Origin of the sequence: Streptomyces sp. UH6 (assembly GCF_013421635.1) — a bacterium.
In the GTDB taxonomy this organism is placed as follows: domain Bacteria; phylum Actinomycetota; class Actinomycetes; order Streptomycetales; family Streptomycetaceae; genus Streptomyces; species Streptomyces abyssomicinicus.
The window spans coordinates 1-3,646 of record NZ_JACADT010000575.1; the positions used below are offsets into that span (position 1 = coordinate 1).

General features: G+C 73.3%; 2 protein-coding genes and 1 pseudogene. All 3 read left to right on the plus strand.

Features of this window, described 5'->3' with window-relative positions; genetic code table 11:
• The first annotated feature begins 101 nt into the window (after window positions 1-101).
• Window positions 102-2,186, plus strand: coding sequence for a YhgE/Pip family protein (locus HW445_RS22280; RefSeq protein WP_180222748.1), 2,085 nt, complete (start codon window positions 102-104; stop codon window positions 2,184-2,186).
• Window positions 2,187-2,197: 11 nt separating this feature from the next.
• Window positions 2,198-2,809, plus strand: a complete 612-nt coding sequence (locus tag HW445_RS22285) for a TetR/AcrR family transcriptional regulator (RefSeq protein ID WP_180222749.1) — start codon at window positions 2,198-2,200, stop codon at window positions 2,807-2,809.
• A 624-nt stretch (window positions 2,810-3,433) separates the two neighbouring features.
• Window positions 3,434-3,646, plus strand: a pseudogene (locus tag HW445_RS22290) (ATP-binding protein); the annotation flags it as partial.

Sequence of the window (3,646 nt, forward strand, 5' to 3'; positions counted from 1 at the left end):
GGAAGAGGCCGCCGGGGTCGCCGGGGCCGCGGAAGAGGCCGTCGAGGACGCCGGCGTCGAGGAAGAGGCCGTCGAGGCCCGTACCGCTGAGGAGGACGCGGATGCGCACGCCGCGACTGGCCGCGCTTGAGCTGCGGCGATTCGGCCGGAGCCGGCTGACCCGGGCCGCACTGGTCTCCATGGTGCTGCTGCCGCTGCTGTACGGCGCGCTGTACCTGTGGTCCTTCTGGGATCCCTACGGGAACCTCGGCCGCGTCCCGGTGGCCCTGGTCAACCAGGACCGCGGCGCCACCGCCGACGGTGAGCGGCTGACGGCGGGTGACGACATCGCCGAAGGGCTGCACGAGAGCGGCGTCTTCGACTGGCGCGAGGTCGGCCCGCGGGAGGCCCGCGCGGGCGTGGAGAGCGGCGAGTTCTACCTGTCGCTCACCGTCCCCGCCGACTTCAGCGAGCGCATCGCCTCCGGAGGCGGCGACGACCCCCGGGCCGGGGCGCTGGAGGTCACGACCGACGACGCCAACAACTACATCGTCGGCCAGATATCCCGCACCGTCTTCTCCGAGGTCCGCTCCGCCGCCGCCGACAAGGCGACCCGCACCTTCCTCGACCGGATCTTCGTCTCCTTCTCCGGCCTCCACGACGCCACCGAGAAGGCCGCCACCGGCGCCGACGACCTGGCCGGCGGCATCGAGAAGGCGAAGAAGGGCTCCGAGGACCTGGCCGGCGGCCTCGGCGACGCCCAGACCGGCAGCGAGGACCTGCTCAAGGGCCTGCGCCGGCTCCACACCGGCGCGGGCGAGCTCGCCACCGGATCCCGCCAGGTGGCCGACGGCACCGACCGACTGGCCGGCACCGTCGACGGCGTCGCGGACACCGTCCGCCCGTTCCTGGAGAAGAACGAGCAGACCATCGCCGACACCGCGCGCCTGGTGGCCGACTCCGCCGCCGTGGTCCGCGGCAACCTCGGCACCCTCGCGGAGACCGCCCCGGAGGCCGCCCGCGCCTCCTCCGCCGCTTCCGAGACCCTGACCCGGATCCACCGCACCCGCTGCGAGACGTCCCCCCTGCCCGACCCGGCCTGCCCCGACCTGGAGAAGGCCAAGGACGCCGCCGCCGACGTGGCCGCCGTCGCCGCCGACCTCGAGACGCTGATCGGCGACGGGAACGGCGACCTGTCCGGGCTCGACGCGAACCTCGCCGCCCTGGAGAAGCAGGCCGACGCGCTCGCCGAACGCGCCCCGCGCCTGTCCGAGGACCTCGGTGACGCCGTGGAGCGGATCAACGAGCTGAACCGCGGTGCGGCCGCGGTCGCGGCCGGCGCCGAGGACCTCCGCACCGGCCTCGGCGCCGCCAGGACGGGAGCCGGGGACCTGGACGAGGGCGTCGACGCCCTCAAGACCGGCGCCGACGACCTCGACGGCGGCATCTACCGGCTGGTCGACGGATCCGGCGAACTCGCCGGCGGCCTCCACGACGGCGCCGCGAAGATCCCCGACCTCGACAAGGCCGAACGCGACCGGCGCACCGACGTGATGGCCGACCCGGTCCGGCTCTCCGGCTCCCCGCTGCACGAGGCCGCCAACTACGGCACCGCCTTCGCGCCGTACTTCATCCCGCTCGCCCTCTGGGTCGGCGCGATGGTCGCCTACATGCTGATCCAGCCCCTCAACCGCCGTGCCCTGGCCGCCGGGGCGCCCGCCTGGCGGATCGCGGTCGCCGGCTGGCTGCCCGTGGCCTCGCTCGGCGTGCTCCAGGTGGCCGCGCTGATGTCGGTCCTGCACTGGGGGATCGGGCTGCGGATGGTGCGGGCCGTCGCCACCGTCGGCTTCCTGCTCCTCGTCACGCTCTGCTTCACCTCGATCGTCCAGTGGCTCAACGCCCGCTTCGGCGCGGCCGGGCGGATCCTGGTGCTCGCCCTGCTGATGCTCCAGCTGACCTCCGCGGGCGGCACCTACCCGGTGGAGACCAGCCCCCGCTTCTTCGCCGCGATCCACCCCTACCTGCCGATGAGCCATGTGGTGGAGGCGTTGCGACGGCTGATCACCGGCGGCGACACGGCGCCGGTCGTCCAGGCCTGCGCCGTCCTCCTCGCCTACACCGCGGGGGCGCTGGCACTGACCACGGTGGCCGCCCGGCGCAAGCAGGTATGGACCTTCGACCGGCTGCGACCGGAGCTGAGTCTGTGACAATCGACGGCATGAACAGCAGCACCGGCCGCCGCGCCGCCACCAAGCAGAAGCTCTACGAGGCGGCCGTGACCCTCATCGCCGAGCAGGGTTTCTCCGCCACCACGGTGGACGAGATCGCCGAGCGGGCCGGGGTCGCCAAGGGCACCGTCTACTACAACTTCGCCAGCAAGTCCGTGCTCTTCGAGGAGCTGCTGCGGCACGGCGTCGGACTCCTCACGGCCTCCCTGCGCGAGGCCGCCGAGGTGACCGCGCGCCGCGGCGGCAGCCGGGTGGACGCGCTGGACGCGATGATCCGGGCCGGCCTGGTCTTCATCCACCGCTACCCGGCCTTCACCCAGCTCTACGTGGCCGAGCTGTGGCGGACCAACCGGGCCTGGCAGGAAACCCTGATGGTGGTCCGCCAGGAGGCCGTCGCGGTCGTCGAGGGGGTGCTGCGGGACGGCGTCGAGGCCGGGGAGTTCAGCGACGAGATCGACGTCTCGCTGACGGCCGCCGCACTGGTGGGCATGGTGCTGGTGGCGGCGCTGGACTGGCTGTCGTTCCAGCCGGAGCGGTCGCTGGACGACGTGCACGGCGCGCTCTCGCTGCTGCTCCAGGGACGGGTGGCCGGGCGCCGCTGACCCCGCCGCGGGCGGGTCCGCTCCTCGCGCTCCTCGTGCCCCGCGGGGCGGGCACGCGCACCGGTTCCGCAGCCCCGTGCCGGCGGTACCGGTGGCGCGGTGCCCCGCTCCCCCGTGCCACGACTCTGCCGGAGCGGCCCGCCCGGGACATCCGCTCGGATACTCATCCCGGTCTGAGTACCTGGCCCCGTGCCACCCGCACCCGCACCCGTACCCGCCTCCGGCACCGGTCCAGGGCGGGGTGTTCGGGCCGCTTTTTCTCGCAACTTGGCCGAAAGTCGATCGGTTTCGGCACGTGCGACTCGCGGTTTCCGTCAACTCGCCCGTGTAGTACAAGAATTGACTATCCGTCATCTTGCGTTGTGCCCCATTCCCGTGCGTGTCCGGGCGGGGCGGGCTCCTCGGTCCGCATGTACCACGGGGTCGCGCGTTTCCGGTGACATCGCGACGAACTCCGGATCCGCCTGCTCAGTTCCGTCGAGCGGATCAACGCGCCGTGAGGGATGGCTAGCATGACGCTCGTGCGGCCGAAACACTCCGTTCCTCACGCGCAGCGGCCTCGATGCCGTCGAGCAGCGGCCGCCCCGCTCACCGCCAGATCCCCCTGACCGAGGGACCCGTCTGATGTCAGTGCCTGTTCCACCCGGCCAGCAAGACCGGGGCAAGGCCTTCCTCCCGTCCTCGGCCGCCTGCTCGGCGCTGCTCGGGGTGACCGCCGCGGCCGTCGCGGCGACGGCGGTCGTCGCGCCGGCCGACGCCTTACCGTGGACCCTGGGCGTGGGGGGTGCGGCCTGGGTGGTCCTCGGCCTCACGGTCCTCGTCGGCCGTCGGCTCGCG